Source organism: Pantoea sp. PNA 14-12 (assembly GCF_004364735.1).
Taxonomy (GTDB): domain Bacteria; phylum Pseudomonadota; class Gammaproteobacteria; order Enterobacterales; family Enterobacteriaceae; genus Pantoea; species Pantoea stewartii.
The window spans coordinates 1-26,235 of sequence record NZ_SOAJ01000011.1 but is presented as its reverse complement, the minus strand read 5'-3'; the positions used below and the strand labels follow the sequence as shown (position 1 = coordinate 26,235).

The window sequence follows — 26,235 nt, the reverse complement described above, 5'->3', positions numbered from 1 at the left end:
GTGCAACCAGCGGGTTAACCGTCTGTTGCGAGGTGGCGTATATTACGCTTTCCTCCTTCAGAGTCAACCTCTTTTTCAGAAGTTTTTCTCCGGCGGCTCAGTTGCCTGACCCTCTCAACACCGCATTCCGTAAGCCGTTGTGCCGTGTCGATGGAGGCGCATTATAGGGATCCGAATGAATTGCACAACCCTTTTTTTGGATCTTTTTACTGACTGCCGAGAAAACATTCATATTGATTAGATCACCAACGATCCGGCACAAAATCCCCTTGCCAGTTGGTCAGAATCGCATCAGGCTGCCAGTAAACTCAGTAAAAGGAGAACAAAATGACTGTAGCGTTACGCCCTTACAAACATCTTTTCCCAAAATTGGGTCTGCGCGTCATGGTTGATCCCACCAGCGTGGTAGCGGGTGACGTCATTATGGAAGATGATGTAGGTATCTGGCCTTTAGTCGCTATTCGTGGCGATGTGAACCAGGTGCATATTGGTGCCCGAACCAATATTCAGGATGGCAGCGTCCTGCATGTCACGCATAAATCAGAGGCCAACCCCGCCGGTTTTCCTCTGATAATTGGGGAAGACGTAACGGTTGGGCATAAAGCGATGCTACATGGCTGCACGATAGGCAATCGCGTACTGGTTGGAATGGGCTCAATCGTACTGGATGGCGTCATTGTTGAAGACGACGTTATGATTGGTGCCGGGAGCCTGGTTCCCCCCGGCAAACGACTGGAAAGTGGCTATCTGTATGTCGGGAGCCCGGTCAAACAAATCCGGCCGCTGAATGAAAAAGAAATTGAAGGTCTACTTTACTCTGCCAGCAACTATGTTAACTGGAAGAATGACTATCTGGCCGGAGACAGCCAGACCCATCCTTCATTATCGACCTGATCGTTTCGAATGCAGTCTTCGGCCTGATCTTCCAAATCCCAGCGATGATGGCGAAACAGCGTCATCGCTTCTCCCTCACCGAACTGTTCATTAAGCGCCTCAACACTGATAGCGCAGGTTAAGCCCATCCCGTTTACCAGAACAGGGAAACAAACGGCCCTTAATTCTGTATCCAGGCTTTCCCGATCAGGAAACTGTATCGCCTGGTTCATGACTGCATCCCGGCTTTTAATGAGGCGATGACCGGTGCGATTTCGGGCATCACCCCGTGCCATAGATGAAAGGCATGCGCGGCCTGACCCACCAGCATCCCCAGCCCGTCAGCAAGATGAGATGAACCGTGCTGCTGACACCAGCGCAGGAAAGGCGTTAAGCCACTCTGATAGAACATATCGTAGCAACGTAGCTCAGCATGAACTAATGAAGGCGGCAACGGCGGTACTTCTCCCTGAATACCACTTGATGTGGCATTAATGACAAGGTCGAAATGTCTATCCACAAGCGCGTCAAACGAACACGCATTAATCGCTCCGCGATGGGCAAACTCTGCGGCCAGAGTCTGCGCATTCAACGCCGTTCGGTTCACGACCGTGATCGTTGCTCCCATTGAAAGCAGAGGGAGAATGACGCCCCGAGCGGCCCCACCTGCCCCCACCAGCAGAAGATGGCTGTCGGGCTTAATCATCCCAAGGCGCTGAAGATCGCTGAGCAGCCCAATACCATCCGTATTGTCGCCAAGAATTTGGCCATCATCACACAGCTTTAGCGTGTTCACAGCCCCTGACAGCGCAGCGCGCTCGGTCAACTGGTCGGCAAATGCCCACGCCTGCTGTTTAAAGGGCAGCGTAATGTTCGCACCCGCCCCGCCGTCGTGGAAAAAAGTGCGGAGAGTCTCAGGAAAAGCATCAACAGGCGCATCAATACGATCATACTGAAGTGAGATTCCTGTCTGTCGCGCAAACGCCTGATGAATGTGCGGCGATTTGCTGTGACTAATGGGATGACCGAAAACTGCAAAATTTGCCATATATTAACCCTGGCGTATCAAATTGCCGCTGATGACATCGCGAATCTCAGAAGGATTGAGCCTTCCTCCTGTCTTTCCATTCAATACGGGAAACGCGGTGCCAAACTGCAATTTGACCTCTTCGACTGAACGGCACGGCGGCTGACCGGAAAGATTAGCGCTGGTCGATACCAAAGGTTTTCCAAACGCCCGGCACAGCGCCTGAACATTCGGATGATCGCTAACGCGGATGGCCAGTGAATCAAATTGCCCGGTTAACCAGCGCGGGGTAACCGGAGAAGCAGGCACGACAAAGGTGACCGGGCCTGGCCAACAGGCAAACATACGTTCACGCTGCTCCGTGGTTAAGGCCTCATCTGATACGTAAGGTTTAAGCTGATCATAGTCGGCAGCTATCAGGATCAAGCCTTTCTCTACTGGCCGTTTTTTTAATGCCAGCAGTGCCATGACCGCAGATTCATTATCGGGATCACAGCCTAAGCCGAATACCGCTTCGGTGGGATAGGCAATCACAGCATGCTGGTTAAGATGGCTTACACAATCCTGCAATGAGCCGGCAACGGGTTGATTTAACATGGTTATGTCTTATGTCTCTTGAATAATAGCTTTGCCACAACTTTTACTGGCGCAGAAAAGCCGGATGCCCTGCGCCGTCTTTTTCTCGACTAAAAGCGGAAATTCACAATGCGGACAGCGCCCCGCCACTGGCGTCAGGTTCACGGCAAACTGACAGGCTGGATAGCGTTCGCAGGCATGAAACGTTTTACCAAAACGCGAGCGGCGTTGTACCAGCTTACCCTGCTGACACTGCGGACAGTCGATCGTGGTTTCATCCGGTTTATCGATGGTTTCGGTGTAATCACACGCGGGATAGTCGCTACAGCCAATAAACATGCCAAATCGGCCCTGGCGCAATACTTTATCCGCCCCGCATTGTGGGCAAACGTGGCCTTCCAGAACTTTGACAACATGCCCATCAGCCTGGTTTCCCAAAGGCTTGATATAGTCACAGGCAGGGTAATTTGCACAGCCCAAAAATGGGCCATGCTTTCCTGAACGTATAACAAGTTCTGCCCCGCATGCGGGGCAGGGATCCTGTTTACGCACAGTAAAGAGTGCGGTTTTACTCATAACAGTCATGCATTAGTAAAAATTTAATGCAGCATACCTTCGTTGACGTCGAATAGCAGTTCTTCCATCTGCTGATACGCGTTTTCACATCCAGGGATGTTAAACAGCACCATCAGCACCACCCATTTAAGATCCTCAAGATCGAAATCCAGCGTATCAAGCGCCATGACACGTTCAATGACCATTTCTCGTGTTTCCAGACTCAGTACCTGGATTTGCTCCAGGAACAGCAGGAAACCGCGGCTTTCGGCATCTAAACGCTTGCTCTCTTCATCGGTATAGATGCGCATAGAGAGCGGATCATTTGCCAGCAAAATTGGTGCGACCAGTCCTTCCTGATAGTCCGCCAATTTTTCTAACCAGTTCAACGCATTATAAATATCTTCGCGGTGGAAACCGGCATCCGTCAAGTCATCTGTCAATCTGTCCTGATCAACACCCATTTCTGTTTCGTTGTGGATATAGGTCTCAAACAAGTACATGAGTACGTCGAACATGGCATGCCCTCCTCAATCGGACATAGCCGCCGGGTACAGCTGCGATCCATCCTGCTAACTCCAGTTCCAGCAATTGAGCTGTAATAACTGGCACAGGTTGGCCGGCACGTTCAGCGACAACGTCAACAGGTGTAACCTCATCACCTACGTTAGCCAACAGCTCGGCAAATGGCAATGGAGCATCGTCACTGGCATCAGAATAAATTTCATCTGACGGGTTAACAGGTAACCAGTTAAGCATAGCGCGTAAATCTTCGACAATGTTATTAGGATGTGCCACCAACATGGCACCTTGTTGGATCAGCCAGTTTGTCCCCTCACTGCCGCTGTTACCCAGCGCACCCGGTAAGGCATAAACATTGCGATTCTGCTCTAATGCATAACGGGCTGTGACTAATGAACCACTTTTTAATGACGCTTCAATGACGAGAACACCCTGACTTAACCCACTGATAATACGGTTTCTGCGCGGAAACTGATGCGCCAGTGGCGCGGCAGTAAGCGGAAACTCCGAGATCACGGCGCCTCCCTGCATAACAATCTCCTGCGCCAGCGCAGTGTGTTTTTTGGGATACAGATGGGCCAGTCCACTCCCCAGTACGGCCACGGTTTTACCCTGCACATTTAATGCGGCACGGTGTGCCACGCCATCAATCCCGATAGCCAGCCCACTGGTTATGGTCAAACCGCTCAATGCCAGTTGTTGGGTGAACCAGTCGCACCAGTAACGGCCTGAGGGCGAACACAGACGGCTGCCTACCACCGCCAGTTGAGGTGAAGATAATACGGTTGGATCACCGTTTACATATAAGAGCGGAGGGAAACAGGCCGTTTCAAGTAGTTGAGCGGGGTAATGCGCATCCAGCGCCGTAATCAGGTGATGCGTTGGACACTGTGCCAGCCAAGTGTTAACGGTTGCCAGCCAGTCCGTGGTTTTCTGATGGGCATAATGATGTTGCGCTGTCTCGAAGCCCTTTTGGCTTAATATCACATCAATATCCTGACCTGCGCACAGTTGCTGCGCCGCGTTCAGCCAGCGTCGGCCCGTCAGGCCGGGTATCGCGGCCAGCCGCAGTAATCGCGCCCTTTTTTCCATCGTCACGGCCTCCTGATAACCGTCGCATCCCTCCGCAGAATGCTGTCAATCAGGTACTAAAAAGTCTACAATATGAGGCAGTAATCTTTTCCTTTTAGAATATAGATCTGGATATTTATGTCAGTTTTACAGGTGTTACATTTTCCTGACGAGCGCCTGCGCAAGATCGCCGCGCCAGTCAAAGAAGTTAACGCAGAAGTTCAGCGTATCGTTGATGATATGTTCGAAACCATGTATTCCGAAGAAGGTATCGGCCTTGCCGCTACGCAGGTGGATATTCATCAGCGCATCATTGTGATTGATGTCTCTGAGAACCGGGACGAGCGACTGGTATTGATCAATCCCGAGCTTCTGGAAAAAAGTGGTGAAACAGGTATCGAAGAAGGTTGCCTGTCCATTCCTGAGCAACGCGCCTTTGTGCCTCGTGCAGAGCGGGTAAAAGTGCGGGCGTTAGATCGCGAAGGTAAGCCGTTTGAACTGGAAACCGGTGACCTGCTGGCTATCTGTATTCAGCATGAAATTGATCATCTGGATGGCAAACTGTTTATCGATTATCTGTCGCCTTTAAAGCGTCAGCGAATCAAGACAAAGTTAGAAAAACTGGCGCGGCAAAACGCCCAGGCCTCTTGAGATCTGAAAAAGGGATAAACGTGTCTGCCCCGCTTAATATAATCTTTGCTGGCACACCAGACTTCGCGGCGCGTCACCTTGACGCGTTGCTCGCATCTGAGCATAAGGTCGTTGGCGTTTTTACCCAACCAGACCGCCCTGCCGGGCGCGGCAATAAGTTGACCGCGAGCCCGGTAAAAGCGCTGGCTCTTGCCCACGACATTCCGGTTTTTCAGCCCAAATCGTTGCGCCCTGCGGAAAACCAACAGTTGGTTGCCGATTTGCAGGCCGATGTCATGGTCGTGGTGGCTTATGGCCTTATCCTGCCGAAAGCCGTGCTTGAGATGCCACGTCTGGGCTGCATCAACGTACATGGTTCGTTGCTGCCACGCTGGCGCGGCGCGGCGCCTATTCAGCGCGCGCTTTGGGCGGGTGATCAGGAAACCGGTGTCACCATCATGCAAATGGATGTCGGGCTGGATACCGGTGATATGCTGGTAAAACTAGCCTGCCCTATTACTGCTGAAGACACCAGTGCTTCGTTATACGACAAACTGGCCAGCCTCGGACCAGAAGGGCTACTGACAACCTTGTCGCAATTGCGTGAGGGTAACGCCCAGCCGGTGAAACAGGATGAAACCCTGGCAAATTATGCTGAGAAGCTCAGTAAAGAGGAAGCACGTCTTGACTGGCAGTTACCCGCGGAACAGCTTGAACGCTGCATTCGCGCCTTTAATCCCTGGCCGGTTAGCTTTTTTATGGTAAATGATCAGCCAGTAAAAGTATGGCAAGCCGGTGTTTTACCTCATGTCAATAAACGACCAGGCGAGATCGTTAAGGCTGACAAACAGGGCATTCACATTGCCACCGCCGACGGCGTACTCAATTTACTTCAGTTGCAACCCGCCGGTAAAAAACCGATGTCGGCACAGGATCTGCTCAACTCGCGCCGGGAATGGTTTGAACCTGGCTCTCTTCTGGACTGACATTCAGGCCCGGTAAATCCGGGCCTTTTGTTTGATGGCACTATCTTATGACTAAATCATCCAACCTTCGTAGCCTGTCTGCACAACTGATTGAACGTGTTGTCGATAAGGGCGAGTCACTCAATACTGTGCTGCCTGCCGCACAGAAAAAAGTCGCCGATAAAGACGCCGCTCTGGTGCAAGAGATCTGCTTTGGTGTGTTACGAACGTTACCTCAGCTGGAAGCGCTTATCGGGAAATTGATGGAGCGCCCTCTGACCGGCAAACAGCGTACGCTGCATTTTCTGATCATGGTGGGCCTGTACCAGTTGCTCTACACGCGCGTCCCGGCACATGCGGCATTAGCCGAGACCGTTGCTGGTGCTGAAGTGCTGAAACGTGCCAATCTGAAAGGATTGATCAACGGCGTGTTACGTCAGTTCCAGCGCCGTCAGGAGGAACTCCTTGCCAGCATCCAGGAAGGTCCACAGCGCCATCTTCATCCCGGATGGCTACTGAACCGACTGCAGCTTGCCTGGCCAGATCGCTGGCAACAGATTGTTGACGCGAATAACCAACGCCCACCGATGTGGCTGCGGGTTAACCGTCAGCACCATACCCGTGACAGTTGGCTTGCTCTGCTGACCGCCAGTGAAAGAGAGGCGATGGCTGCAGAGGATGTGCCGGAAGCATTACGCCTGGCCTCGCCAGCGCCGGTTCACCAGTTACCCGGTTTCGACCAGGGCTGGGTTACGGTGCAGGATCTCTCAGCACAGCGCTGTGCGCTTCTGCTTGCGCCTAAAAATGGCGAACATATTCTCGATCTGTGTGCAGCGCCAGGCGGCAAAACGACGCATATTTTAGAAATAGCCCCTGACGCGCAGGTCCTCGCTGTGGATGTGGACGCACAACGACTGAAGCGCGTAACCGAAAACCTGACACGGCTGGGAATGACCGCCGAGGTCAAACAAGGTGATGGCCGTACTCCGCAGCAATGGTGTGACCAACGGCAGTTTGATCGTATCCTGCTGGATGCGCCCTGCTCAGCCACAGGCGTGATTCGCCGCCATCCGGATATCAAATGGTTACGCCGCGATCGCGATATCAGCGAACTGGCCGCTTTGCAGCGTGACATTCTGGAGGCCACATGGCCGCTTCTTAAAGCAGGCGGTACGATGATCTACGCGACCTGCTCTGTCCTACCGGAAGAGAACCATGAGCAAATCAGCGGTTTCTTACAGCGACATGCGGATGCACAGGCTGTCTCCCTTTCAGGCGCGCCCGAAACGGGCTGGCAGGTGTTCCCTGACGCTGAAGGCGGAGACGGATTTTTCTACGCTAAGCTGATTAAAGACGCTAACGCATAATGAAAAGGCTTTGAAAAGCGATGAAAATCATCATTCTTGGTGCTGGCCAGGTTGGAGGCACACTGGCCGAAAATCTGGTTGGCGAAAACAACGATATAACAGTTGTTGATACAGATTCAGCACGTTTACGTCAGTTACAGGATAAATTTGATTTACGTGTTGTGCAGGGTCATGGTTCCCACCCACGGGTTCTCCGTGAGGCCGGCGCGGAAGACGCCGATATGCTGGTCGCCGTTACCAGCTCTGACGAAACCAACATGATAGCCTGTCAAATCGCGTATTCGCTCTTCAACACGCCAAATCGTATCGCCCGTATACGTGCGGCTGACTATCTGCGCGATGCGGATAAGCTTTTTATCCCCGAAGCAGTGCCTATCGACCATCTGATTTCGCCTGAGCAACTGGTTATCGACAATATTTACCGCCTGATTCAATATCCGGGCGCGTTGCAGGTAGTTAATTTTGCTGAAGGCAAAGTGAGCCTCGCAGTCGTGAAAGCCTATTACGGTGGCCCCCTGGTGGGCAATCCATTGTCGATCCTGCGCGATCACATGCCCCATATCGATACGCGCGTAGCGGCGATTTTTCGTCAGGACCGCCCTATCCGGCCACAGGGCTCCACCATTATCGAAGCCGGTGATGAAGTTTTCTTCATTGCCGCCAGCCAGCATATTCGTGCGGTAATGAGTGAAATGCAGCGCCTGGAAAAGCCTTATAAACGCATCATGTTAGTAGGCGGCGGCAACATTGGCTTTGGCCTGGCGCAAAAGCTCGAGAAAAACTACAGCGTGAAACTTATTGAGCGCAATCCCCAGCGCGCGGCCGAACTGGCTGAACAGTTGCACGACACGGTGGTCTTTTACGGTGATGCCTCCGATCAGGAACTACTGGCGGAAGAGCATATTGAGCAGGTGGATTTGTTTATCGCCGTCACCAACGATGACGAAGCCAATATCATGTCTGCCATGCTGGCCAAAAAAATGGGCGCCAAGAAAGTTATGGTGCTGATTCAACGCCGTGCTTATGTCGATCTGGTCCAGGGCAGCGTCATTGATATCGCCATTTCTCCCCAGCAGGCGACCATCTCGGCCTTACTGGGACATGTGCGCAAAGCCGATATTGTGGGTGTCTCGTCATTACGTCGAGGCATTGCTGAAGCCATCGAAGCCATCGCGCATGGCGACGAAACCACATCGCGCGTGGTGGGACGGTCAGTTGATGATATCAAGCTGCCACCAGGCACACTGATTGGTGCTGTGGTGCGCGGCGACGATGTGATGATAGCGAATGACAATCTGCGTATTGAACAGGGCGATCACGTTGTGATGTTTTTAACCGATAAAAAGTTTGTGCCGGACGTCGAGCGCCTGTTCCAGCCCAGTCCGTTTTTCCTATAACACATAAAAAGCCAGCACTGACATGTCAGTGGCTTATTGTCTGTGGTTAATGGCAAATATTGTGAGCTTTGTTAAACTTTATGGCATTGGCTAAGGCAAGGAGAGAAGTATGAGTTTATTCAAAGAGTTTCGTGATTTTGCGATGCGCGGCAACGTGGTTGATCTGGCCGTCGGTGTGATTATCGGTGCGGCATTCGGTAAGATTGTTTCATCACTGGTCGCGAACATCATTATGCCACCGCTGGGCTTGCTGATTGGCGGCGTTGATTTCAAATCGTTTAGCTGGGTGCTTAAACCTGCCGTCGGCAACACACCGGCTGTGGTTATGGAATATGGTATTTTCCTGCAAACCGTATTTGATTTCATCATTGTTGCTTTTGCTATCTTTATGGCGATTAAGCTGATGAACAAACTTTATAAGAAGAAAGAAGTGGAAAAACCGGCACCTAAGCCTACAAATGAAGAACTGCTTCTGACAGAAATCCGCGATTTACTCAAACAACAGAATACGAAAATCTAAAATAAAAAGCCGCTCTGAAGCGGCTTTTTTGTGTCTGTAAAGCAGAAGGCCAGTGATAAACGGCTTGCTTATCACTGGCCTCCCAGCCTTTCGCATGTTTTTCTTTACGCCGGTAACTGCCTTTGCCTTTTTGTTTTTCTTCAACACGTTGCCTGAACAGCGGGTCGTGTAACAATGCCTGTAAGGCGTTATCCTGTATTTGTCCTTTCGTATGACGGTATCTGGACATAACTTCTCCGGTTGAGTAATGGAATAATGCGGTGAAAAGATGAAGCAAACTCATTATACGCGCACAACAGCGACAAAAAATACACCTTAATCGGGCACGAGTTTGGTCTTAATCGCACGACCATATTCCCCTTCAAGAAAATCAGTGCGCATACCGGCCTGGCTCAGCCTTATCTTCAGTTGCCGTAATCGTTGTGTCTGGATCAGCGCCTCTGGATCGTCAGGATCTAAATGCTGTAAAAGATCGCTGACCTGAAGTGCTTCGCGGCGCAGCTCAAGTTCGGGGGGAAGAAAACCTGCATTTTTTAACAGTCGGTATCCTGCTCGTAGTTCAGGTGGAACCTGACTGTCGTCTTCGAGATTCAGCGGTGCGCCTTCGCCCGGCAGATCACTCAGCTCACCTTTCTCCTGCGCGGCTTTAATATGCTGTTCTGCAAGCTGATCAATTAACCACATTGTTCACCTCCTTCATAACACCACAAGCGTAGCAGACGCAAAATGACAGGCAATAAAAAACCCGCCGAAGCGGGTTTTTCACGTTGCAACAGATTACTCTGCTGCAGCTTCTGCTTGAGCTTCTGGACGATCAACCAGCTCGATGTATGCCATCGGAGCGTTGTCACCAGCGCGGAAGCCACACTTCAGAATGCGAGTGTAACCACCTGCACGGCTCGCGAAACGCGGGCCTAACTCATTAAACAGTTTTGCCACGATCTCGTTATCACGAGTACGGGCGAATGCCAGACGACGATTAGCTACGTTGTCGGTCTTGGCAAGAGTAATCAGCGGCTCAACTACGCGGCGCAACTCTTTGGCTTTCGGCAGAGTCGTCTTGATGATCTCGTGACGAACCAGAGAGCCAGCCATGTTGCGGAACATAGCCTGACGATGGCTGCTGTTGCGGTTCAGTTGACGACCACTCTTACGATGGCGCATGACCTTATCCTTCTCAGTGAAACCTTAACCTGTGATCGGGTTATTCATCAGCAATGCTTGCCGGTGGCCAGTTTTCCAGGCGCATGCCCAGAGACAGACCACGTGAGGCCAGCACATCTTTAATCTCGGTAAGAGATTTTTTACCAAGGTTAGGCGTTTTAAGCAGCTCAACCTCAGTACGCTGTACCAGATCACCGATGTAGTGGATAGCTTCTGCCTTAAGGCAGTTAGCAGAGCGGACAGTCAATTCCAGATCGTCAACAGGGCGCAGCAGGATCGGATCGAATTCTGGTTTCTCTTCTTTCACTTCCGGCTGACGTACATCACGTAAGTCAACGAAAGCTTCCAGTTGTTCTGCCAGGATGGTCGCCGCACGACGAATCGCCTCTTCAGGATCGATTGTACCGTTGGTTTCCATTTCGATGACCAGCTTGTCCAGGTCGGTGCGCTGCTCTACACGCGCTGCTTCAACATTGTAGGCGATACGGTCTACAGGGCTGTAGCAAGCGTCGACCAGCAGACGGCCGATTGGGCGCTCATCTTCTTCCGAATGAATTCGGGCAGAAGCCGGCACATAACCACGACCACGCTGAACTTTGATACGCATGCTAATAGATGCGTTGTCATCGGTCAGATGGCAGATCACATGCTGCGGCTTGACGATTTCGACATCACCATCATGGGTAATGTCGGCTGCAGTCACAGGGCCAATGCCAGATTTATTCAAGGTAAGAATAACTTCATCTTTGCCCTGAACTCTTACCGCCAAACCTTTAAGGTTGAGCAGGATTTCCAGGATATCTTCCTGTACACCCTCTTTGGTGCTGTACTCATGCAGTACACCATCAATTTCAACCTCGGTCACCGCGCAACCCGGCATTGATGAAAGCAGAATACGGCGCAGCGCGTTACCAAGAGTATGGCCAAAGCCACGCTCTAAAGGCTCAAGGGTCACCTTGGCGTGCGTCGAACTCACTTGCTCGATATCTACCAGGCGCGGTTTTAGAAACTCTGTCACAGAACCCTGCATTGTGTCCTCTCTTTGGTACTAAGCTTTACTTAGAGTAAAGCTCGACGATCAGGTGTTCGTTAATGTCCGCAGACAGATCAGTACGTTCAGGAATACGTTTGAACACACCTTCCATCTTAGCTGCATCAACTTCCAGCCAGGTTGGCTTTTCACGCTGCTCAGCCAGCTCCAGAGCGGCCTTCACGCGAGATTGCTTTTTGGCTTTCTCACGGATGCTAACGACATCATTCGGAGATACCTGATAAGAAGCGATGTTAACAACGCGACCATTTACCAGAACAGACTTATGGCTGACCAGCTGACGTGCTTCCGCACGCGTGGCGCCAAAGCCCATACGATAAACGACGTTGTCCAGACGGCCTTCCAGCAGAGCCAACAGGTTTGCACCGGTGTTGCCTTTCAGACGTGCTGCTTCTTTGTAATAGTTACGGAACTGACGCTCAAGCACACCGTAGATACGACGAACTTTTTGCTTTTCACGTAACTGACCGCCGTAGTCAGACAGACGTGGCTTGCGCGCACCGTGCTGACCAGGGGCTTGTTCAATCTTACACTTGGAATCAATCGCGCGAACGCCAGACTTAAGGAATAAGTCAGTGCCCTCACGACGGCTCAGCTTGAGCTTAGGACCCAAATATCTTGCCATTTTCTTTCTCCAACTAACCTAAAAAACGGACGTTATACGCGACGTTTTTTCGGCGGACGACAACCGTTGTGAGGGATCGGAGTCACATCAGTAATGTTCGTGATGCGGAAACCAGCGGCGTTCAGAGCACGAATCGTTGATTCGCGGCCTGGACCCGGACCCTTAACCATAACTTCCAGGTTCTTAATACCGTAATCTTTTACAGCTTCTGCACAGCGCTCTGCAGCGACCTGAGCAGCAAACGGCGTAGATTTACGTGAACCGCGGAAACCGGAACCACCGGCGGTTGCCCAACCCAGTGCGTTACCCTGACGATCAGTAATGGTAACGATGGTGTTGTTAAAAGACGCATGGACATGAGCCACGCCATCTGAGACTTGTTTTCTTACACGCTTACGTGCACGAACTGGTGCCTTTGCCATTATTTACTCACCCCGATTATTTCTTGATCGGTTTACGCGGACCCTTACGGGTACGTGCGTTGGTCTTGGTGCGCTGACCGCGAACCGGAAGACCACGACGATGGCGCAAACCACGGTAGCAACCAAGGTCCATCAGACGCTTGATGCTCAGGGTGATTTCACGGCGCAGATCACCTTCAACAACGAATTTAGCAACTGCATCACGCAGCTGATCAATTTGTTCTTCAGACAGCTCACTGATCTTAACATTTTCAGCAATACCCGTTGAAGCGCAAATGGCTTTAGAACGAGTTTTACCAATACCGAAGATCGAAGTTAATGCGATAACGGTATGTTTCTGATCAGGAATGTTAATGCCTGCTATACGGGCCACTATGCACTCCTACTATTTAATATGTACGCACCATGCTGAAAAGCCCGTTTTCAGGATACTCAAATGGAAACGTACAGACATACAAAAGATTGGCTGGCTAATCTAGCCAGCTCAACCCGACTTTGCAAGAAAAATATGTGAAAATCAGCCTTGGCGCTGTTTATGCTTTGGCTCGGCGCTGCAGATCACACGAACGACACCGTCGCGACGAATGATTTTGCAGTTACGACATAATTTCTTGACGGAAGCACGAACTTTCATTTTTACTCTCCGTAACTTCTCAACCACCTGAATTAACGGCCATAGCCCTTCAGGTTAGCTTTCTTCAATGCAGACTCGTACTGACTTGACATCATCAGAGTTTGCACTTGAGCCATAAAGTCCATGATGACGACCACTACGATAAGCAGCGATGTACCGCCAAAGTAGAAAGGAACTTTCATCGCATCACGCATGAACTCCGGGATAAGGCAAATAAAGGTAATGTAGAGGGCACCGATTAAGGTTAACCGTGTCATTACTTTATCGATATATCTCGCCGTTTGCTCTCCCGGACGAATTCCCGGTACGAATGCACCAGACTTCTTCAGGTTATCTGCTGTTTCACGCGGGTTGAAAACCAACGCCGTGTAGAAGAAACAGAAGAAGATGATAGCAGTCGCATAGAGTAGCACATAAAGCGGCTGTCCTGGCTGCAAATACATCGAAATTGTTGTCAGCCAGTTCCAACCGGTACCGCCCCCGAACCACGATGCAATCGTTGCCGGGAACAGAATAATGCTGGAAGCGAAGATTGCCGGGATAACCCCTGCCATATTCACTTTCAACGGTAAATGTGTGCTCTGTGCAGCGTAAACGCGACGACCTTGTTGACGTTTCGCATAGTTCACCACAATGCGGCGTTGACCACGCTCAACGAAAATAACAAAGAAGGTCACTGCAAATACGAGAACTGCAACCAACAGCAACAGAAGGAAGTGCAGGTCACCTTGCCGCGCTTGCTCGATGGTATGGCCAATGGCCGGCGGAAGTCCCGCAACAATACCCGCGAAGATAATGATCGAGATACCGTTACCGATACCACGTTCAGTAATCTGTTCGCCCAGCCACATCAGGAACATTGTCCCGGTAACCAGACTTACAACAGCGGTAAAATAGAATGCAAAGCCTGGATTCATTACCAGGCCTTGCATACCAGGCATATTCGGCAAACCGGTAGCAATACCGATCGACTGGAATATGGCCAATACCAACGTACCGTAACGGGTGTACTGACTAATCTTACGACGGCCAGCCTCCCCTTCTTTCTTGATTTCTGCTAAGGCAGGATGAACCACCGTTAACAGCTGGATAATAATAGATGCCGAAATATACGGCATGATACCCAGAGCAAAAATAGAAGCACGGCTGAGAGCACCACCAGAGAACATGTTAAACATTTCAATGATGGTGCCACGCTGTTGCTCAAGCAGTTTGGCAAGTACAGTGGCATCAATACCAGGGATTGGAATGAAAGAGCCAATGCGGAAGACAATCAGTGCACCGATAACAAACAGCAGTCTGCGTTTCAGTTCACCAAAGCCACCTTTGGCACTTTGAAAATCTAATCCCGGTTGTTTAGCCATCTGCTACTTATTCCTCGATTTTACCGCCAGCAGCTTCGATTGCAGCACGAGCACCTTTGGTGACACGCAGGCCGCGAACCGTTACCGGTGCAGAAACTTCACCAGACAGAATGACTTTAACGAACTCAATCTGGACACCGACAATGTTGGCTGCTTTCAGCGCGTTCAGGTCGACGATACCGCCTTCAACTTTCGCCAGATCAGACAGACGAATCTCTGTGGTGATCATTGCTTTGCGAGAGGTGAAACCGAACTTCGGCAGACGACGGTACAGAGGCATCTGACCACCTTCGAAACCGCGACGTACGCCACCGCCAGAACGTGAGTTCTGACCTTTGTGACCACGACCACCGGTTTTTCCGAGGCCAGAACCGATACCACGACCCAGACGCTTGGTAGCGTGCTTAGACCCTTCGGCCGGAGACAGAGTATTTAAACGCATCTCTTACTCCTCCACTTTAACCATGTAGGAAACCGCGTTGACCATGCCGCGTACTGCTGGCGTGTCTTCACGCTCTACGGTATGACCAATACGACGCAGACCCAGGCCAACCAGAGTGGCTTTATGCTTAGGCAAGCGGCCGATTGAACTACGGGTTTGAGTGATTTTAATAGTCTTTGCCATCGTGATTACCCCAGAATTTCTTCAACGGATTTACCACGCTTAGCAGCGACCATTTCCGGAGACTTCATATTGCCCAGGCCGTCGATAGTTGCACGAACCACGTTAATCGGGTTAGTAGAACCATAGGCTTTTGCCAGAACGTTATGTACTCCAGCGACTTCCAGAACGGCGCGCATTGCACCACCGGCGATGATACCGGTACCTTCTGAAGCCGGCTGCATGAACACACGGGACCCAGTGTGCGCACCTTTAACAGGGTGCTGCAGGGTGCCGTTGATCAGCGCGACATTAACCATGTTGCGACGGGCTTTCTCCATCGCTTTCTGGATCGCTGCTGGAACTTCACGCGCTTTACCGTAACCAAAACCAACGCGGCCGTTACCATCACCCACTACAGTCAGTGCGGTGAAGGAGAAAATACGACCACCTTTTACAGTTTTAGATACACGGTTTACCGCGATCAGTTTTTCCTGCAGTTCGCCAGCTTGTTTCTCGATGTGTGCCATCTTAGACCTCTACCTTAGAACTGAAGGCCAGCTTCACGGGCAGCATCTGCCAGTGCCTGGACGCGACCATGATATTGGAAACCGGAACGGTCGAAAGAAACACCAGTGATGCCTTTTTCGATTGCGCGTTCTGCAATAGCTTTACCTACAGCAGCTGCGGCTTCTTTATTACCGGTATACTTCAGTTGTTCAGTGATAGCTTTTTCTACAGTAGAAGCAGCAACCAGAACTTCGGAACCGTTCGGGGCGATTACCTGTGCGTAAATGTGACGCGGGGTACGATGTACCACCAGGCGAGTAGCACCCAGCTCTTTGAGCTTGCGACGTGCACGGGTCGCACGACGGATACGAGCAGATTTCTTATCCATAGTGTTACCTTACTTCTTCTTAGCCTCTTTGGTACGCACGACTTCGTCGGCGTAACGGACACCCTTGCCTTTATAAGGCTCAGGACGACGGTAGGCGCGCAAGTCAGCTGCAACCTGGCCGATCACCTGCTTATCAGCGCCTTTCAGCACGATTTCAGTCTGAGTCGGACACTCTGCAGTGATACCCGCGGGCAGCTGGTGATCAACTGGATGAGAAAAGCCCAGAGACAGGTTAACTACGTTGCCTTTAACGGCAGCACGATAACCAACACCAACCAGCTGCAGCTTCTTAGTGAAGCCTTCGGTAACACCGATAACCATTGCGTTCAGCAGCGCGCGAGAAGTACCCGCCTGCGCCCAGCCGTCAACATAACCTTCGCGCGGAGCGAAAGTCAGGGTGTTGTCAGCATGCTTAACTTCAACAGCATCATTGATAGTACGAGTCAGCTCGCCGTTTTTACCTTTAATCGAAATTACCTGACCGTTGAGTTTTACCTCTACGCCGGCAGGAACAACGACAGGTGCTTTAGCAACACGAGACATAGTATCCTCCGATTACGCTACGTAGCAGATAATTTCGCCACCAAGACCAGCCTGGCGCGCTGCACGATCAGTCATAACACCTTTCGATGTAGAAATGACAGCGATACCCATACCAGCCATTACCTTTGGCAGCTCATCTTTTTTCTTATAGATGCGCAGGCCGGGACGGCTTACTCGCTGAATGCTTTCTACAACCGCTTTGCCCTGGAAATACTTAAGAGTCAGTTCCAGTTCCAGCTTGGTGTCGCCTTCGATTTTAAAATCTTCAATAAAGCCTTCTTCCTTCAGCACGTTGGCAATTGCCAATTTCAGCTTGGAGGAGGGCATGGTGACCGCAACTTTGTTCGCGGCCTGACCGTTACGGATACGGGTCAGCATATCCGCGATCGGATCTTGCATGCTCATCTGTGTTACTCCCGTGATTCAATTGGTGACAATTACCAGCTAGCCTTTTTCAGACCCGGGATTTCACCGCGCATTGCGGCTTCACGGACCTTGATACGGCTCAACCCAAACTTCCGCAGGAAACCGTGCGGACGACCTGTTTGACGGCAGCGGTTACGCTGACGTGAAGGGCTGGAATCACGCGGCAGACTCTGCAGCTTGAGAACGGCATCCCAACGGTCTTCGTCGGAAGCGTTCACATCAGAAATGATCGCTTTCAGTTCAGCGCGTTTTGCGAAGAATTTGTCTGCTAATTTCACACGCTTAACTTCGCGTGCTTTCATAGATTGCTTAGCCATTAAGTAACCCTACCTTACTTACGGAACGGGAAGTCAAAGGCAGCCAGCAGAGCACGGCCTTCATCATCAGATTTCGCAGTAGTGGTAATGGTAATATCCAAACCACGAACGCGATCGACTTTGTCGTAGTCGATTTCTGGGAAGATGATCTGCTCACGTACACCCATGCTGTAGTTGCCACGACCATCGAATGACTTAGCGGACAGGCCACGGAAGTCACGGATACGCGGTACAGCAATGGTGATCAGACGCTCAAAGAACTCCCACATGCGTTCGCCACGCAGAGTTACTTTACAGCCGATCGGATAGCCCTGACGGATTTTGAAGCCTGCAACTGATTTGCGTGCTTTGGTGATCAACGGTTTTTGACCGGAGATTGCTGCCAGGTCAGCTGCTGCGTTATCCAGCAGTTTCTTGTCAGCGATCGCTTCACCAACACCCATGTTCAGGGTGATCTTCTCGACCCGAGGGACTTGCATGACAGAATTGTAGCCGAACTCAGACATGAGTTTCTGGACTACCTCGTCTTTGTAGTAATCATGCAGTTTCGCCATCGTACTACTCCAAATTACTTGATAGTTTCGCTATTAGATTTGAAGAAACGGACTTTTTTACCGTCTTCGAATCTAAAGCCTACACGGTCAGCCTTACCGGTTGCCGCATTGAAGAGAGCAACGTTAGAAACCTGAATTGCAGCTTCTTTTTCAACGATGCCGCCTGGTTGGTTCAGAGCCGGAACAGGCTTCTGATGTTTCTTAACCAGGTTGATACCTTCAACGATGACCTTGCCAGAAGACAGGACGTTCTTAACTTTACCGCGCTTACCTTTATCTTTACCGGTTAACACGATAACTTCGTCGTTACGACGGATTTTAGCTGCCATTGTTCGCTCCTTAGAGTACTTCTGGTGCCAGAGAGATAATTTTCATGAACTTTTCAGTACGAAGTTCACGAGTTACCGGCCCAAAAATACGCGTACCGATAGGCTGCTCGCTGTTATTGTTTAAAATAACGCATGCATTACCATCGAAGCGAATGACAGAACCGTCCGGGCGACGAACACCCTTCCTGGTGCGCACCACTACCGCCTTCAGGACATCACCTTTTTTAACTTTACCACGTGGAATTGCTTCCTTGATGGTAACTTTAATGATGTCGCCGACGCCTGCGTAGCGACGGTGCGAGCCACCCAGAACCTTGATACACATTACGCGACGTGCACCGGAGTTGTCGGCGACGTTCAGCATAGTCTGTTCTTGGATCATTTCAGTGCTCCGCTAATGTCAACTACTACTTCGGGACCTAGACCTCAGGTCGATTGAAAGCCCCATAATTGAGGGCGCGGCATTATAACACCGGTTCTCGCAGATGGGTAGAAAAAATGAACGGCTCTTTCGAGCCGTTCATTAGATTTTTAAAGAGGGCAAATTCTATTACAGAATTGCTTTCTCTACAACGCGAACCAGTGTCCAGGACTTAGTCTTAGACAGTGGACGGCATTCGCGGATTTCTACCACGTCGCCGATTCCACATTCGTTGTTCTCGTCATGGATGTGCAGCTTAGTCGTACGCTTAATGAATTTTCCATAGATTGGATGCTTCACGAAACGCTCGATAGCAACAACAGCAGATTTCTGCATTTTGTCACTAACAACACGACCCTGCAGAGTACGGATTTTATCGGTCATTACGAACCCGCCTTCTCAGTCAGTAAAGTCTTAACGCGTGCAACATCACGGCGAACCTGCTTCAGCAGATGAGACTGCTGCAGTTGGCCAGATGCTGCCTGCATGCGCAGGTTAAATTGCTCACGCAGCAGATTAAGCAGCTCAGTGTTCAGCTCTTCAACGCTTTTTTCACGCAGCTCTGTTGCTTTCATTACATCACCGTCTTAGTTACAAAGGTGGTTTTGATAGGCAGTTTTGCTGCTGCCAGCTTGAATGCTTCACGGGCCAGCTCTTCTGGTACGCCGTCCATTTCATACAGGACTTTACCAGGCTGGATCAGGGCAACCCAATACTCAACGTTACCCTTACCTTTACCCATACGCACTTCCAGCGGCTTCTCGGTGATCGGTTTGTCCGGGAATACACGGATCCAGATCTTACCTTGACGCTTAACTGCACGGGTCATAGCACGACGTGCTGCTTCGATCTGACGGGCAGTCAGACGACCACGGCCAACAGCTTTCAGACCGAAAGTCCCGAAGCTAACATCCGTACCCTGCGCCAGACCGCGGTTGCGGCCTTTGTGCACTTTACGGAATTTCGTACGCTTTGGTTGTAACATAGCGACTCTCCTTACTTACGGCCTTTACGCTGCTGCTTTTTAGGTTGAGCAGCCGGTTCCGGTTGTTCAACAGCAGCCATACCACCCAGGATCTCGCCTTTGAAGATCCATACCTTAACGCCGATTACACCATAAGTGGTGTGCGCTTCAGAGGTGTTGTAGTCAATGTCAGCACGCAGAGTGTGCAACGGCACGCGACCTTCACGGTACCATTCGGTACGTGCGATCTCGGCGCCGCCCAGACGGCCGCTAACTTCAACTTTGATACCCTTCGCGCCCAGACGCATGGCGTTCTGAACCGCACGCTTCATAGCACGACGGAACATCACACGACGCTCCAGCTGTGAAGTGATGCTGTCAGCAACCAGTTTTGCGTCCAGTTCCGGTTTACGGACTTCGGCGATATTGATCTGTGCAGGAACGCCAGCGATTTTCGCGACGACCGTGCGCAGTTTTTCTACGTCTTCACCTTTCTTACCGATCACGATGCCAGGACGAGCGGTGTGAATGGTCACACGGATGCTCTTAGCTGGACGCTCGATAACGATACGAGATACAGACGCCTTAGCCAGTTCCTTAGTCAGGTACTGACGTACTTTAAAGTCGCTGTCCAGGTTGTCAGCGAATTCTTTGGTGTTCGCAAACCAGGTAGAGTTCCATGGTTTTACAATACCCAAGCGAATACCATTAGGATGTACTTTCTGACCCATTGCTAGTCTCCAGAGTCTCAGCGATCGGACACAACCACAGTAATGTGGCTGGTGCGCTTCAGGATGCGATCTGCACGACCTTTTGCACGCGGCATAATGCGCTTCATGCTTGGGCCTTCGTCGACGAAAATTTTCGCGACTTTCAGATCGTCGATATCAGCGCCATCGTTGTGTTCAGCGTTAGCAATGGCAGATTCCAGAACTTTCTTGACCAGTACAGCCGCTTTCTTGTTGGTGTAGGTCAAAATGTCCAGTGCCTGCGACACTTTCTTACCGCGGATCAGGTCAGCAACAAGGCGAACCTTCTGAGCAGAAGAACGAGCGTGGCGATGTTGAGCTAAAGTTTCCATCTCTTCCTCCTACTTATTTCTTCTTGGCTTTTTTATCAGCCGCGTGACCGCGATAAGTACGTGTCGGCGCGAATTCACCCAGTTTGTGACCAACCATTTCGTCGGAAACAAAGACAGGAACGTGCTGACGACCATTATGGACAGCGATGGTCAAACCGATCATGTTAGGAAAGATCGTTGAACGACGGGACCAAGTGCGCAAAGGCTTCTTGTCACCGCTTTCCACCGCTTTCTCTACCTTCTTCAGCAAGTGCAGGTCAATAAAAGGACCTTTCTTGAGAGAACGTGGCATGGCTTATCCTCTAATATTATTTGCTACGGCGACGTACGATAAATTTATCGGTACGCTTGTTGCTACGGGTCTTCTTACCTTTGGTCTGAACGCCCCACGGAGTTACCGGGTGCTTACCAAAGTTACGACCTTCACCACCACCGTGCGGGTGATCTACTGGGTTCATCGCGGTACCACGAACGGTCGGACGAACACCACGCCAACGGGTTGCACCAGCTTTACCCAGAACGCGCAGCATATGCTCAGCGTTACCGACTTCGCCCAGTGTAGCGCGGCAGTCAGCTTCGACTTTACGCATTTCACCTGAACGCAGACGCAGGGTAACGTAGGAACCTTCACGCGCAACGATCTGCACGTAAGCCCCGGCTGAGCGAGCAATCTGACCGCCTTTGCCTGGTTTCATTTCTACGTTGTGAACGGTAGAACCCACCGGGATGTTACGCATCGGCAGTGTGTTACCTGCTTTGATCGCAGCATCAACGCCAGACTGAATCTGGTCGCCGGCTTTCAGGCCTTTAGGGGCCAGGATGTAACGGCGTTCGCCGTCTTTGTACAGAACCAGTGCGATGTTCGCAGAGCGGTTCGGATCGTACTCAAGACGTTCAACGGTTGCCGGGATACCATCTTTGTTGCGTTTGAAGTCAACCAGACGGTAAGCCTGCTTATGACCACCACCGATGTGACGGGTAGTGATGCGACCGTTGTTGTTGCGGCCACCGGATTTGCTGTTTTTTTCCAGCAATGGAGCAAACGGCTTGCCCTTGTGCAACTCTGGGTTCACCACTTTAACGACGTGGCGACGACCCGGAGATGTCGGTTTACATTTAACAACTGCCATTGTCTTTCTCCTCCGACTTACTCAGCGCCGCCGACGAAGTCCAGATTCTGGCCTTCCTTCAGGGTGACGTAAGCTTTTTTCCAGTCGCTACGACGACCGATACGCTGTCCGTGACGCTTAACCTTACCTTTAACTACCAGGGTGTTAACGTCTTTAACTTCTACTTCGAACAGTTTCTCAACAGCAGCAACGATCTCTGCTTTAGTCGCGTCTTTAGCTACTTTGAGTACGATGGTGTTGGTTTTTTCCATCGCGCTAGATGCCTTTTCAGATACGTGCGGCGCGCGCAGTACTTTCAGCAGACGTTCTTCACGGATCATGCCAGCATCTCCTCAACTTGCTTAACTGCATCAGCAGTCATAACGACTTTGTCGAAGGCGATCAGGCTAACTGGGTCGATACCCGCTGCATCACGCACGTCAACCTTGTACAGGTTACGCGCAGCCAGGAACAGATTCTCATCCAGTTCGCCGGTGATGATCAGCACGTCTTCCAGCGCCATGTCTTTCAGCTTCTGCGCCAGCAACTTAGTTTTCGGTGCTTCAACAGAGAACTGCTCGACAACGATCAGACGATCTTGACGTACCAGTTCGGACAGGATGCTTTTCAGCGCGCCGCGGTACATCTTTTTGTTAACTTTTTGACTGTGGTCTTGTGGCTTAGCAGCAAAGGTCACGCCACCTGAACGCCAGATCGGGCTCTTTACAGAACCTGAACGCGCACGGCCGGTGCCTTTCTGACGCCAAGGCTTTTTGCCTGAACCGGTTACTTCAGCGCGAGTTTTCTGCGCGCGAGTACCCTGGCGGGCGCCTGATGCGTAAGCAACAACAACCTGGTGAACCAGCGCTTCGTTGAAATCACGACCGAAGGTAGTTTCGGAAACAGTCAGCGCGCTCTGCGCGTCTTTCAATACTAATTCCATTGCTATCCCCTTACGCCTTCACAGCTGGTTTAACGATCAGGTCGCTACCGGTAGCACCGGGAACTGCACCTTTAACCAGCAGCAGGTTGCGCTCAGCGTCAACACGTACTACGTCCAGGCTCTGAACAGTTACGCGCTCATTACCCAGCTGACCTGCCATTTTCTTGCCTTTGAACACTTTGCCCGGAGTCTGGTTCTGACCGATAGAACCCGGAACGCGGTGAGACAAGGAGTTACCGTGGGTTGCGTCCTGGGTACGGAAGTTCCAGCGCTTAACGGTACCTGCGAAACCTTTACCTTTAGAGGTGCCAGTTACGTCTACTTTTTTAACGTCAGCGAAAATTTCAACGCTGATGCTCTGACCTACAGAATACTCATCACCTTCAGCGGTGCGGAATTCCCACAGGCCACGGCCAGCTTCTACGCCAGCTTTAGCAAAATGACCAGCTTCAGGTTTGGTCACACGGTTTGCTTTTTTAGCACCGGTGGTAACCTGAATTGCCTGGTAACCATCGTTCTCCAGGCCTTTGACCTGAGTAACGCGGTTCGCTTCAACTTCGATTACGGTTACTGGGATAGATACGCCATCTTCAGTGAAGATGCGGGTCATACCCACTTTTTTACCGACTAAACCAATCATTGTTTCAACCTCTCAATCGCTCGATGACCTGATTAACCCAGGCTGATCTGCACGTCAACACCGGCAGCCAGGTCCAGACGCATCAGAGCATCAACGGTTTTTTCAGTTGGCTCAACGATGTCTACCAGACGCTTGTGAGTGCGAATTTCGTACTGGTCACGCGCATCTTTGTTAACGTGCGGAGAGATCAGAACGGTAAAGCGCTCTTTGCGGGTCGGCAGCGGGATCGGACCACGTACCTGCGCACCAGTGCGCTTGGCAGTCTCGACGATTTCCGCGGTTGATTGATCGATCAGACGATGATCAAACGCTTTAAGACGGATACGGATTCTTTGGTTCGACATGAGACCAAGGCTCCAAACATTTTATAGACGAAAAAAATTACTACTCGAACCCATTACGATTGATGGGAGAGTGTAATCGTTCAGCATATAACTCCACAGTTGGGAGTATTGTCAGACGGCCCAACAAACTGCCGTCTGCGATTCAGCTCGAATCGCGCCTGCCAATATCGGCAGGCCCGCGCATTATACGTAGATTTGCTCAGGAAGCAACCCACGATGCACATTTGCCACATAAAACTGTGTTTAACGCTTTTGTGTACGTCTGCACAGAAGCCCTGCAGGACGGATGTCTTCGCCCCTTTTTTTCTGGGCGCGGTTTTCCATTCTCTTTTTCTTATCCGCGACGCAGAGGACGCGTTCAGACAGACTCAGTCATCACATCAGGTTAACCGGAGGTCATCGTGTTGCTCATCATCGTTGCTGTCTCCCTGTCAGGCGGCGCGCTTGGCAGCTTTCTCGCCCTGGCCTGTCAACGTTTTAATACGTCCGCTTCACCACGTCGCTGGCTGCAGTCATTGTGGACGCCGCCTTCCCACTGTAGTTACTGTCGCCGCACGATCCTGTGGCACGACAGCGTTCCGCTGATAAGCTGGCTGTGGTTGCGGGGGCACTGTCGGTTTTGTTCGCATCCGGTCGGTTTGCTGCCCGTGCTGTTTGAGCTGACAGGCGCCCTGCTCTGCCTGTTGCTGGCTTACCTGTTTTACGACAATCTCATTCATGCGCTGTTTCCGCTTCTGGCTTCCTGTTTGCTCCTCGTCCTTGCGGCCATCGACCAGCGCCACTTCCTGCTGCCAGATGTTCTCACCCACGCGCTCCTGTGGCTGGGTCTTTCACGTTTCATGTTCTTTCAGCCACTCACGGTCAGTTCGGCCATCGGTGGCGTCATGTTTGGCTATGGTTCACTTTGGTTGCTTGCCGGAATTTTTCAACAGGTTACGCGGCGGAAAGGATTAGGTTGTGGGGATATCAAACTGTTTGCCGCACTGGGCGCATGGTGTGGTTGGCAGGCCCTGCCCTTCATTGCCCTGACTGCCTGTACGACAGCCTTGATCGCTTTCGGCGCGCTGCGGATAAGGAACCGGGCGTGGTACCTGAACAGCCCGCTTCCCTTTGGTCCTTTCCTGGCCGTCGCGGGCTGGGGAGTTATCGTTAGTCAAAGCCTTACTCTTCTTTGATTTGCGCCTGCAGGTAATTCTGAATGCCCATCTTACTAATGAGATCAAGCTCAGTTTCAATCCAGTCGATATGGTGCTCCTCATCTTCGAGGATGGCGATCATCATATCGCGGCTTACGTAATCATGAACTTTATCCGCATAGGCGATGGCTTCTCGCAGGTCTTTTGCGCCTTCGAGTTCAAGATTGAGATCGGACTGCAACATCTCCCCGACATCTTCTCCAATCCTGAGTCGCCCCAGATCCTGTAGATTAGGAATGCCTTCAAGAAACAGAATACGTTCGATGTATTTATCCGCATGCTTCATTTCATCTATGGACTCATGGTACTCAACGTCGTTAAGACGCATCAGTCCCCAGTTTTTGAACATCCGTGCATGTAAGAAGTACTGGTTTATTGCAACCAGTTCATTCCCCAACAATTTATTGAGATGACTTATGATTTTCGCATCGCCCTTCATTTCGCTTCCTCCGCTCATGTTTATTTGAGCGTAGATGCGGTTAAAAAGAAGTCAAAAAAACGCGATGAAAATTGTGGGTATTATCAAGTCGGTGGTGTGTGTGCGTTTACGCGATTTCTTTATATTGCGGAGCGTGCTGCATCTCTTCATCCATAATCGCGCGGGCATCCCGAATACATTTTCCACATTGCTTTCCCACGGGCACGATTTGGCGCAACTGCTGGATAGATTTGGGCTGATAACGGCGCACGACTTCACGGAGCGTTTTGTCACTGATGGCATTACACAGACAGACGTACATTTATTCATCACCCGGTCTATTTCGTGCGCACAGTGTAAATGCGAATCGTTTTTATTTCAAACCTACCTTTTGTGAGGAGAAAGCCTGCGTGATTAAATGACAGGCATAAAAAAAGAGCACCGAAGTGCTCTTTTTATTTTGCAGTGGCCACTCATGTGGCCACATCAGAGATCACAATTAAGCGATAACTTTAGCAACAACGCCCGCGCCAACGGTACGGCCACCTTCGCGGATTGCGAAGCGCAGACCTTCGTCCATTGCGATTGGGTGAATCAGGGTAACAACCATTTTGATGTTGTCGCCTGGCATAACCATTTCAACGCCTTCTGGCAGCTCTACTGAACCGGTCACGTCAGTGGTACGGAA

Annotated in this window: 45 protein-coding genes and 1 pseudogene; 7 read left to right on the top strand and 39 right to left on the bottom strand. The window is 51.0% G+C overall.

Translation table 11 applies throughout. The features are described from left to right. Positions 1-327: 327 nt before the first annotated feature. Entirely contained in the window at positions 328-894 is a 567-nt protein-coding gene (locus tag C7434_RS21795; RefSeq protein ID WP_006120665.1) for a gamma carbonic anhydrase family protein, read from the top strand. On the opposite strand, the gene C7434_RS21790 is transcribed toward C7434_RS21795, so the two are convergent. The 6 genes from C7434_RS21790 to dprA are packed head-to-tail and all read right to left on the bottom strand — an operon-like array spanning position 849 to position 4,645. After that, positions 849-1,106, bottom strand: coding sequence for a DUF1488 domain-containing protein (locus C7434_RS21790; protein ID WP_133745898.1), 258 nt, complete (start codon positions 1,104-1,106; stop codon positions 849-851). The two genes, C7434_RS21795 and C7434_RS21790, sit on opposite strands and share 46 nt — an antisense overlap. Further along, positions 1,103-1,921 (bottom strand): shikimate dehydrogenase, encoded by an 819-nt coding sequence (gene aroE, locus C7434_RS21785; protein WP_033741503.1) that lies wholly within the window; start codon positions 1,919-1,921, stop codon positions 1,103-1,105. The genes C7434_RS21790 and aroE overlap by 4 nt, the downstream gene beginning before the upstream one ends. 3 nt (positions 1,922-1,924) lie before the next feature. Then, on the bottom strand, positions 1,925-2,497 hold the full coding sequence (tsaC, locus tag C7434_RS21780) for an L-threonylcarbamoyladenylate synthase type 1 TsaC (protein ID WP_133745897.1): 573 nt from the start codon (positions 2,495-2,497) through the stop codon (positions 1,925-1,927). Between the two features lie 9 nt (positions 2,498-2,506). Continuing rightward, positions 2,507-3,052 carry a type I DNA topoisomerase gene (locus C7434_RS21775; RefSeq protein WP_006120661.1) on the bottom strand — a complete coding sequence of 182 codons (546 nt, stop codon included), beginning with the start codon at positions 3,050-3,052 and terminating at the stop codon, positions 2,507-2,509. Between the two features lie 23 nt (positions 3,053-3,075). Beyond that, positions 3,076-3,549 (bottom strand): DUF494 family protein Smg, encoded by a 474-nt coding sequence (smg, locus tag C7434_RS21770; RefSeq protein WP_006120660.1) that lies wholly within the window; start codon positions 3,547-3,549, stop codon positions 3,076-3,078. Further along, positions 3,521-4,645, bottom strand: coding sequence for a DNA-protecting protein DprA (gene dprA, locus C7434_RS21765; protein ID WP_033741508.1), 1,125 nt, complete (start codon positions 4,643-4,645; stop codon positions 3,521-3,523). Before dprA ends, smg begins: the two co-directional genes overlap by 29 nt. Before the next feature lie 117 nt (positions 4,646-4,762). Here dprA and def point away from each other — a divergent pair, with 117 nt between their 5' ends. The 5 genes from def (at position 4,763) to mscL (ending at position 9,503) form a co-directional block, all read left to right on the top strand. Then, complete coding sequence (def, locus tag C7434_RS21760) at positions 4,763-5,275, top strand: peptide deformylase (RefSeq protein WP_006120608.1); 513 nt, start codon at positions 4,763-4,765, stop codon at positions 5,273-5,275. 20 nt (positions 5,276-5,295) lie between these two features. After that, positions 5,296-6,240 (top strand): methionyl-tRNA formyltransferase, encoded by a 945-nt coding sequence (fmt, locus tag C7434_RS21755; protein ID WP_006120607.1) that lies wholly within the window; start codon positions 5,296-5,298, stop codon positions 6,238-6,240. Positions 6,241-6,287: 47 nt separating this feature from the next. Further along, complete coding sequence (rsmB, locus tag C7434_RS21750; protein WP_033741510.1) at positions 6,288-7,586, top strand: 16S rRNA (cytosine(967)-C(5))-methyltransferase RsmB; 1,299 nt, start codon at positions 6,288-6,290, stop codon at positions 7,584-7,586. Positions 7,587-7,606: 20 nt separating this feature from the next. Beyond that, positions 7,607-8,983 (top strand): Trk system potassium transporter TrkA, encoded by a 1,377-nt coding sequence (gene trkA, locus C7434_RS21745; RefSeq protein ID WP_033741512.1) that lies wholly within the window; start codon positions 7,607-7,609, stop codon positions 8,981-8,983. A 109-nt stretch (positions 8,984-9,092) separates the two neighbouring features. Continuing rightward, the gene (gene mscL / locus C7434_RS21740) at positions 9,093-9,503 is read left to right on the top strand and encodes a large-conductance mechanosensitive channel protein MscL (RefSeq protein ID WP_006120604.1); all 411 of its coding nucleotides are present in this window, start codon (positions 9,093-9,095) and stop codon (positions 9,501-9,503) included. Here the strand turns inward: mscL and C7434_RS21735 are convergent. The 30 genes from C7434_RS21735 to rpsJ form a co-directional block, all read right to left on the bottom strand. Further along, positions 9,478-9,732, bottom strand: coding sequence for a ribosome alternative rescue factor ArfA (locus tag C7434_RS21735; protein WP_033741514.1), 255 nt, complete (start codon positions 9,730-9,732; stop codon positions 9,478-9,480). The genes mscL and C7434_RS21735 overlap by 26 nt on opposite strands. Before the next feature lie 86 nt (positions 9,733-9,818). Next, entirely contained in the window at positions 9,819-10,187 is a 369-nt protein-coding gene (locus tag C7434_RS21730) for a DUF1992 domain-containing protein (RefSeq protein WP_033741516.1), read from the bottom strand. A 93-nt stretch (positions 10,188-10,280) separates the two neighbouring features. Further along, complete coding sequence (rplQ, locus tag C7434_RS21725; RefSeq protein ID WP_009087575.1) at positions 10,281-10,667, bottom strand: 50S ribosomal protein L17; 387 nt, start codon at positions 10,665-10,667, stop codon at positions 10,281-10,283. Positions 10,668-10,707: 40 nt separating this feature from the next. Further along, a complete protein-coding gene (gene rpoA / locus C7434_RS21720; protein WP_033741519.1) occupies positions 10,708-11,697 on the bottom strand; it encodes a DNA-directed RNA polymerase subunit alpha in 990 nt (329 codons plus the stop codon). 25 nt (positions 11,698-11,722) lie between these two features. Beyond that, complete coding sequence (gene rpsD / locus C7434_RS21715; RefSeq protein ID WP_006120599.1) at positions 11,723-12,343, bottom strand: 30S ribosomal protein S4; 621 nt, start codon at positions 12,341-12,343, stop codon at positions 11,723-11,725. Positions 12,344-12,375: 32 nt separating this feature from the next. Then, positions 12,376-12,765: a 30S ribosomal protein S11 gene (gene rpsK / locus C7434_RS21710; protein WP_004160563.1), complete on the bottom strand. Its 390-nt coding sequence runs from the start codon at positions 12,763-12,765 to the stop codon at positions 12,376-12,378. Positions 12,766-12,781: 16 nt separating this feature from the next. Beyond that, positions 12,782-13,138, bottom strand: coding sequence for a 30S ribosomal protein S13 (gene rpsM, locus C7434_RS21705; protein ID WP_003850176.1), 357 nt, complete (start codon positions 13,136-13,138; stop codon positions 12,782-12,784). A gap of 144 nt (positions 13,139-13,282) precedes the next feature. Next, positions 13,283-13,399, bottom strand: a complete 117-nt coding sequence (rpmJ, locus tag C7434_RS21700) for a 50S ribosomal protein L36 (RefSeq protein WP_004160566.1) — start codon at positions 13,397-13,399, stop codon at positions 13,283-13,285. A gap of 32 nt (positions 13,400-13,431) precedes the next feature. Further along, the gene (gene secY, locus C7434_RS21695) at positions 13,432-14,763 is read right to left on the bottom strand and encodes a preprotein translocase subunit SecY (protein ID WP_006120598.1); all 1,332 of its coding nucleotides are present in this window, start codon (positions 14,761-14,763) and stop codon (positions 13,432-13,434) included. Positions 14,764-14,770: 7 nt separating this feature from the next. Further along, positions 14,771-15,205: a 50S ribosomal protein L15 gene (gene rplO / locus C7434_RS21690; RefSeq protein WP_009087579.1), complete on the bottom strand. Its 435-nt coding sequence runs from the start codon at positions 15,203-15,205 to the stop codon at positions 14,771-14,773. Positions 15,206-15,208: 3 nt separating this feature from the next. Continuing rightward, positions 15,209-15,388, bottom strand: coding sequence for a 50S ribosomal protein L30 (rpmD, locus tag C7434_RS21685; protein WP_003850166.1), 180 nt, complete (start codon positions 15,386-15,388; stop codon positions 15,209-15,211). Positions 15,389-15,393: 5 nt separating this feature from the next. Continuing rightward, positions 15,394-15,894 (bottom strand): 30S ribosomal protein S5, encoded by a 501-nt coding sequence (gene rpsE, locus C7434_RS21680; protein ID WP_006120595.1) that lies wholly within the window; start codon positions 15,892-15,894, stop codon positions 15,394-15,396. A gap of 14 nt (positions 15,895-15,908) precedes the next feature. Next, positions 15,909-16,262, bottom strand: coding sequence for a 50S ribosomal protein L18 (rplR, locus tag C7434_RS21675; RefSeq protein ID WP_003850163.1), 354 nt, complete (start codon positions 16,260-16,262; stop codon positions 15,909-15,911). Positions 16,263-16,271: 9 nt separating this feature from the next. After that, positions 16,272-16,805 (bottom strand): 50S ribosomal protein L6, encoded by a 534-nt coding sequence (gene rplF / locus C7434_RS21670; protein WP_033741521.1) that lies wholly within the window; start codon positions 16,803-16,805, stop codon positions 16,272-16,274. 12 nt (positions 16,806-16,817) lie between these two features. Then, entirely contained in the window at positions 16,818-17,210 is a 393-nt protein-coding gene (rpsH, locus tag C7434_RS21665; RefSeq protein ID WP_006120593.1) for a 30S ribosomal protein S8, read from the bottom strand. Between the two features lie 32 nt (positions 17,211-17,242). Further along, complete coding sequence (rpsN, locus tag C7434_RS21660) at positions 17,243-17,548, bottom strand: 30S ribosomal protein S14 (protein ID WP_006120592.1); 306 nt, start codon at positions 17,546-17,548, stop codon at positions 17,243-17,245. A 14-nt stretch (positions 17,549-17,562) separates the two neighbouring features. Continuing rightward, positions 17,563-18,102, bottom strand: coding sequence for a 50S ribosomal protein L5 (gene rplE / locus C7434_RS21655; protein WP_006120591.1), 540 nt, complete (start codon positions 18,100-18,102; stop codon positions 17,563-17,565). Between the two features lie 14 nt (positions 18,103-18,116). After that, entirely contained in the window at positions 18,117-18,431 is a 315-nt protein-coding gene (gene rplX, locus C7434_RS21650) for a 50S ribosomal protein L24 (RefSeq protein WP_003850150.1), read from the bottom strand. Positions 18,432-18,441: 10 nt separating this feature from the next. After that, entirely contained in the window at positions 18,442-18,813 is a 372-nt protein-coding gene (gene rplN / locus C7434_RS21645; RefSeq protein ID WP_006120590.1) for a 50S ribosomal protein L14, read from the bottom strand. A gap of 168 nt (positions 18,814-18,981) precedes the next feature. Next, positions 18,982-19,236 carry a 30S ribosomal protein S17 gene (rpsQ, locus tag C7434_RS21640; protein ID WP_006120589.1) on the bottom strand — a complete coding sequence of 85 codons (255 nt, stop codon included), beginning with the start codon at positions 19,234-19,236 and terminating at the stop codon, positions 18,982-18,984. Then, positions 19,236-19,427 carry a 50S ribosomal protein L29 gene (gene rpmC, locus C7434_RS21635; RefSeq protein WP_006120588.1) on the bottom strand — a complete coding sequence of 64 codons (192 nt, stop codon included), beginning with the start codon at positions 19,425-19,427 and terminating at the stop codon, positions 19,236-19,238. Before rpmC ends, rpsQ begins: the two co-directional genes overlap by 1 nt. Further along, a complete protein-coding gene (gene rplP / locus C7434_RS21630; RefSeq protein WP_002438716.1) occupies positions 19,427-19,837 on the bottom strand; it encodes a 50S ribosomal protein L16 in 411 nt (136 codons plus the stop codon). Before rplP ends, rpmC begins: the two co-directional genes overlap by 1 nt. Positions 19,838-19,848: 11 nt before the next feature. After that, positions 19,849-20,547 (bottom strand): 30S ribosomal protein S3, encoded by a 699-nt coding sequence (gene rpsC, locus C7434_RS21625; RefSeq protein WP_006120587.1) that lies wholly within the window; start codon positions 20,545-20,547, stop codon positions 19,849-19,851. A 17-nt stretch (positions 20,548-20,564) separates the two neighbouring features. Continuing rightward, positions 20,565-20,897, bottom strand: a complete 333-nt coding sequence (gene rplV, locus C7434_RS21620; RefSeq protein ID WP_002919773.1) for a 50S ribosomal protein L22 — start codon at positions 20,895-20,897, stop codon at positions 20,565-20,567. A 13-nt stretch (positions 20,898-20,910) separates the two neighbouring features. Continuing rightward, a complete protein-coding gene (gene rpsS, locus C7434_RS21615; RefSeq protein ID WP_001138115.1) occupies positions 20,911-21,189 on the bottom strand; it encodes a 30S ribosomal protein S19 in 279 nt (92 codons plus the stop codon). A gap of 16 nt (positions 21,190-21,205) precedes the next feature. Further along, the gene (gene rplB / locus C7434_RS21610; protein ID WP_006120586.1) at positions 21,206-22,027 is read right to left on the bottom strand and encodes a 50S ribosomal protein L2; all 822 of its coding nucleotides are present in this window, start codon (positions 22,025-22,027) and stop codon (positions 21,206-21,208) included. A 17-nt stretch (positions 22,028-22,044) separates the two neighbouring features. Further along, positions 22,045-22,347: a 50S ribosomal protein L23 gene (rplW, locus tag C7434_RS21605; RefSeq protein WP_006120585.1), complete on the bottom strand. Its 303-nt coding sequence runs from the start codon at positions 22,345-22,347 to the stop codon at positions 22,045-22,047. Beyond that, positions 22,344-22,949, bottom strand: a complete 606-nt coding sequence (rplD, locus tag C7434_RS21600) for a 50S ribosomal protein L4 (protein WP_006120584.1) — start codon at positions 22,947-22,949, stop codon at positions 22,344-22,346. The genes rplW and rplD overlap by 4 nt, the downstream gene beginning before the upstream one ends. Before the next feature lie 10 nt (positions 22,950-22,959). Next, positions 22,960-23,589, bottom strand: coding sequence for a 50S ribosomal protein L3 (gene rplC, locus C7434_RS21595; protein WP_006120583.1), 630 nt, complete (start codon positions 23,587-23,589; stop codon positions 22,960-22,962). Between the two features lie 32 nt (positions 23,590-23,621). Continuing rightward, positions 23,622-23,933 carry a 30S ribosomal protein S10 gene (gene rpsJ / locus C7434_RS21590; RefSeq protein WP_006120582.1) on the bottom strand — a complete coding sequence of 104 codons (312 nt, stop codon included), beginning with the start codon at positions 23,931-23,933 and terminating at the stop codon, positions 23,622-23,624. A gap of 401 nt (positions 23,934-24,334) precedes the next feature. On the opposite strand from rpsJ, the gene C7434_RS21585 reads away from it, so the two are divergent. After that, positions 24,335-25,108: an A24 family peptidase gene (locus C7434_RS21585; protein WP_133745896.1), complete on the top strand. Its 774-nt coding sequence runs from the start codon at positions 24,335-24,337 to the stop codon at positions 25,106-25,108. On the opposite strand, the gene bfr is transcribed toward C7434_RS21585, so the two are convergent. From bfr to tuf, 3 genes and pseudogenes are all read right to left on the bottom strand, one after another. Next, the gene (bfr, locus tag C7434_RS21580) at positions 25,095-25,568 is read right to left on the bottom strand and encodes a bacterioferritin (protein ID WP_006120580.1); all 474 of its coding nucleotides are present in this window, start codon (positions 25,566-25,568) and stop codon (positions 25,095-25,097) included. The genes C7434_RS21585 and bfr overlap by 14 nt on opposite strands. A gap of 106 nt (positions 25,569-25,674) precedes the next feature. Beyond that, positions 25,675-25,869 carry a bacterioferritin-associated ferredoxin gene (gene bfd / locus C7434_RS21575; RefSeq protein ID WP_033741530.1) on the bottom strand — a complete coding sequence of 65 codons (195 nt, stop codon included), beginning with the start codon at positions 25,867-25,869 and terminating at the stop codon, positions 25,675-25,677. A 177-nt stretch (positions 25,870-26,046) separates the two neighbouring features. Continuing rightward, positions 26,047-26,235 (bottom strand): annotated as a pseudogene (tuf, locus tag C7434_RS21570) (elongation factor Tu); the annotation flags it as partial.